2 protein-coding genes and 1 pseudogene are annotated in these 2,406 nt (G+C 69.5%); 1 reads left to right on the top strand and 2 read right to left on the bottom strand.

The genetic code is table 11. From position 1 onward, the window contains the following. Positions 1 to 221 precede the first annotated feature (221 nt). Entirely contained in the window at positions 222 to 1,091 is an 870-nt protein-coding gene (locus ACFUJR_RS39120) for a DUF4394 domain-containing protein (protein ID WP_383181599.1), read from the bottom strand. A 554-nt stretch (positions 1,092 to 1,645) separates the two neighbouring features. Between ACFUJR_RS39120 and ACFUJR_RS39115 the strand changes: the two are divergent. Next, a pseudogene (locus ACFUJR_RS39115) lies at positions 1,646 to 1,843 on the top strand (IS630 family transposase); the annotation flags it as partial. A gap of 35 nt (positions 1,844 to 1,878) precedes the next feature. On the opposite strand, the gene ACFUJR_RS39110 reads toward ACFUJR_RS39115, so the two are convergent. After that, the gene (locus ACFUJR_RS39110; RefSeq protein ID WP_383181601.1) at positions 1,879 to 2,214 is read right to left on the bottom strand and encodes a hypothetical protein; all 336 of its coding nucleotides are present in this window, start codon (positions 2,212 to 2,214) and stop codon (positions 1,879 to 1,881) included. Between the last annotated feature and the right edge of the window lie 192 nt (positions 2,215 to 2,406).

The raw sequence follows: 2,406 nt of genomic DNA, 5'->3' as shown, positions 1-2,406 counted from the left end.
CGATCGCAAGGCGGAGGGAGGAGAGCGCAGCGGGCTGCGCCGACGACCGACAACGCGGCGAGCGTGCCAGGCGCCGCCGGGCAGACGGGACTTCGACGACACCCCCTAGACCACCGGGCCACCCCACAGTCCGGGGACGGGATGGCCCGGTGGCCCCTGCACCCCCCGGTTCGGGAGGGTGGGGCCACCGGGCCGGGTGCCGGCCGTGCGGCCGGGGCGGACTACCTCTGGTCGATGGGCAGGGCCAGGTCGGTGACCTGGTACTTGGCCGGGAAGGCTCCCTTGCCGGTGACCTTGCCGGTCAACAGGTCGACAGCGTATAGACGGTAGGCGCCGCTCGTGCCGATGGCGGCGAAGCCGTGGTTCATGCCCTTGGCGGGGTCGTAGTGGATGTCGAAGCCCGCGTCCCGGCCGGCGTCCACGCCGAGGCTACCGGTGGGCGCGAGGGTGCCGGCGTTGGCCGGGGACTGCAGGGAGATCCGGTCCGCCATCGTGTCCAGGTCGAACAGCGTCGTGGACGTCGCGGCGTTCAGGTCGTTGTTGGTGTAGGCGGCTCCGGTGACGCCCATGGCGGTCGACGGCGGCGTCGTCGGGTTCGTGAGGGTGCCGTCGACGGTGGTGGTCAGCGGGGCGGCCGCGTCGTCGATGTTGTGACGCAGGTTCTGTCCGGTGTCGGAGATCACCCGCAGCCGGTTCGCGGCCGGGTTGAAGTCCACGCCGAACGTGGTCCCGGCCAGTGCCACGGTCAGCTGAGACACCTTGACGGCCTTGGCGTTCGCGGTGTCCAGGGTGTAGATGCCGCCCTTGTCGCCGACGCCGTACAGCTTCTCGTTCTGGACCCGGAAGTCGATCCCGACGACCTCGGTGTCGCCGGACAGACCCGAGATCCTGCCCAGCGACCAGGTCTTGGACGGCTTGTGGACGTCGAACTCGACCAGGCGCTGGTCGCCGGTCAGCCCGATGGCGGTCAGGGCCTTGTGGTCGTGGGCGGGCGAAGTCTGCGACGGGGTGACGGAGGCCGCCAGAGCGGGTGCCGCGCACAGGGTGGCCAGAACGACCGCCGATGCGGCGATCACGGTGGGGTTACGCATGCTTACTCCCGTGTTGTGGCGCCTTGGCCGGAGTTGGCGAAAGCATGTGGGGGTTCGTCACCACCGCCGCACCGGACGGGTGCCTGGGGCGGATGCCACCCGCATGGTCCAAACGGGATGGCCCGAGCGGCGTGGCCCACGCCACATGGCCCGAGCGGTTGCGCCTGAGGTGACCGCCCCACACCGCGCGCCGCCTGCCGGCAAGCTCGGGCCGACGACCCGCCCGCCGGGGGAGGCGCCCCTAGGGGGGCCTGGTGGATCAGGCCGCGAGCCCGGAATGATCCACAAGACATCCCCAGCTAGTGCTGTGACCGCATAGGCTCGCCGGGTTGGCGGTCAGATGGGCGGTGACGTCCGTTCGAACCAGAGGTGTGGTGGCCGAGCCTGTGCGGGTGCGCAGACCTACCGACCAGGAAGGGCAGAAGCTGCAACAGATCGTGCGCTGAGGCAGTACCACCTCGGTGCGCTACCGGCGGGCGATGCTGCTGCTGGCGTCCGCCGGCGGGAACCGCGTTCCGGCGATCGCGCAGCTGGTCCAGGCCGACGAGGACGCGGTGCGACAGTTCACTCTGGCCGACTCCGACCATCCGAACCACACGGTGCAGACCCAGGTCCTGCACCGATACCTCCGCTGGCGCAACGCCAACGCCCGCCACCCCGACGTACTCGCTGTCCAGCGCAAGGAACGCGCCCGCATCCGCAGCGAGAAGGGCATCCGTTGGGGCGGACGTGCCCTCGCGCCAGCAGGCTGACCAACCCGTTACGCGGCAGGCGCGGCAAGTGACTTTCAGCCTTCCCGAGGTTCGACCGGGCCAGCTGTCCGGGCAGCTGAATCCTTGCGTTCCGCGAGCAGGAACAGGACCGCAGCGGCGGCGGTGAAGCCGAAGCCGACGTACATGCAGGCCGTGACCGTCTCAAACGAGGCGTCGGCGATCCGGGGGATGCCGTTGACGAGCATGAGGGCGTAGATGCACAGAACTCCGTAGGCGCGAAGCCGCATCCCGGCCTGCCGCTTGCGCATCCACGGTGGTGTCCACCCTGCCAGTATCGCCACCGGCACCGGCAACACGAGCACCGTGGATACTGCCAGCGCTATCCAGTGGTACAGCGGATTGCCGTTCACCCCGTCCCCCTTTCGCAGGCGATCACCAGCCTACGGAGGGTTGGCGAGCCCGTCCATGCCGAACACCGCGAGGTTACGGCGAACCTATCCGGTCAGAGCTCTAGGCCCGGACTTCGCACATGGTGTTTCAGGTGTCCAGCCAGCGGGGGCGGGTTTCGTCGATGCCGAGTAGTGCGAGGAGGTGGGCTTGAA

This window comes from Streptomyces sp. NPDC057271, from assembly GCF_042668715.1.
In the GTDB taxonomy this organism is placed as follows: Bacteria; Actinomycetota; Actinomycetes; order Streptomycetales; family Streptomycetaceae; genus Streptomyces.
Note: the sequence above shows the minus strand (reverse complement) of the source record. Positions and strands in the feature narration are given on the sequence as shown.

What these genes read in the sequence shown, in the direction of transcription:
- ACFUJR_RS39120 (WP_383181599.1), bottom strand. Translation starts at nt 1,091, where the DNA reads ATGCGTAACCCCACCGTGATCGCCGCATCGGCGGTCGTTCTGGCCACC.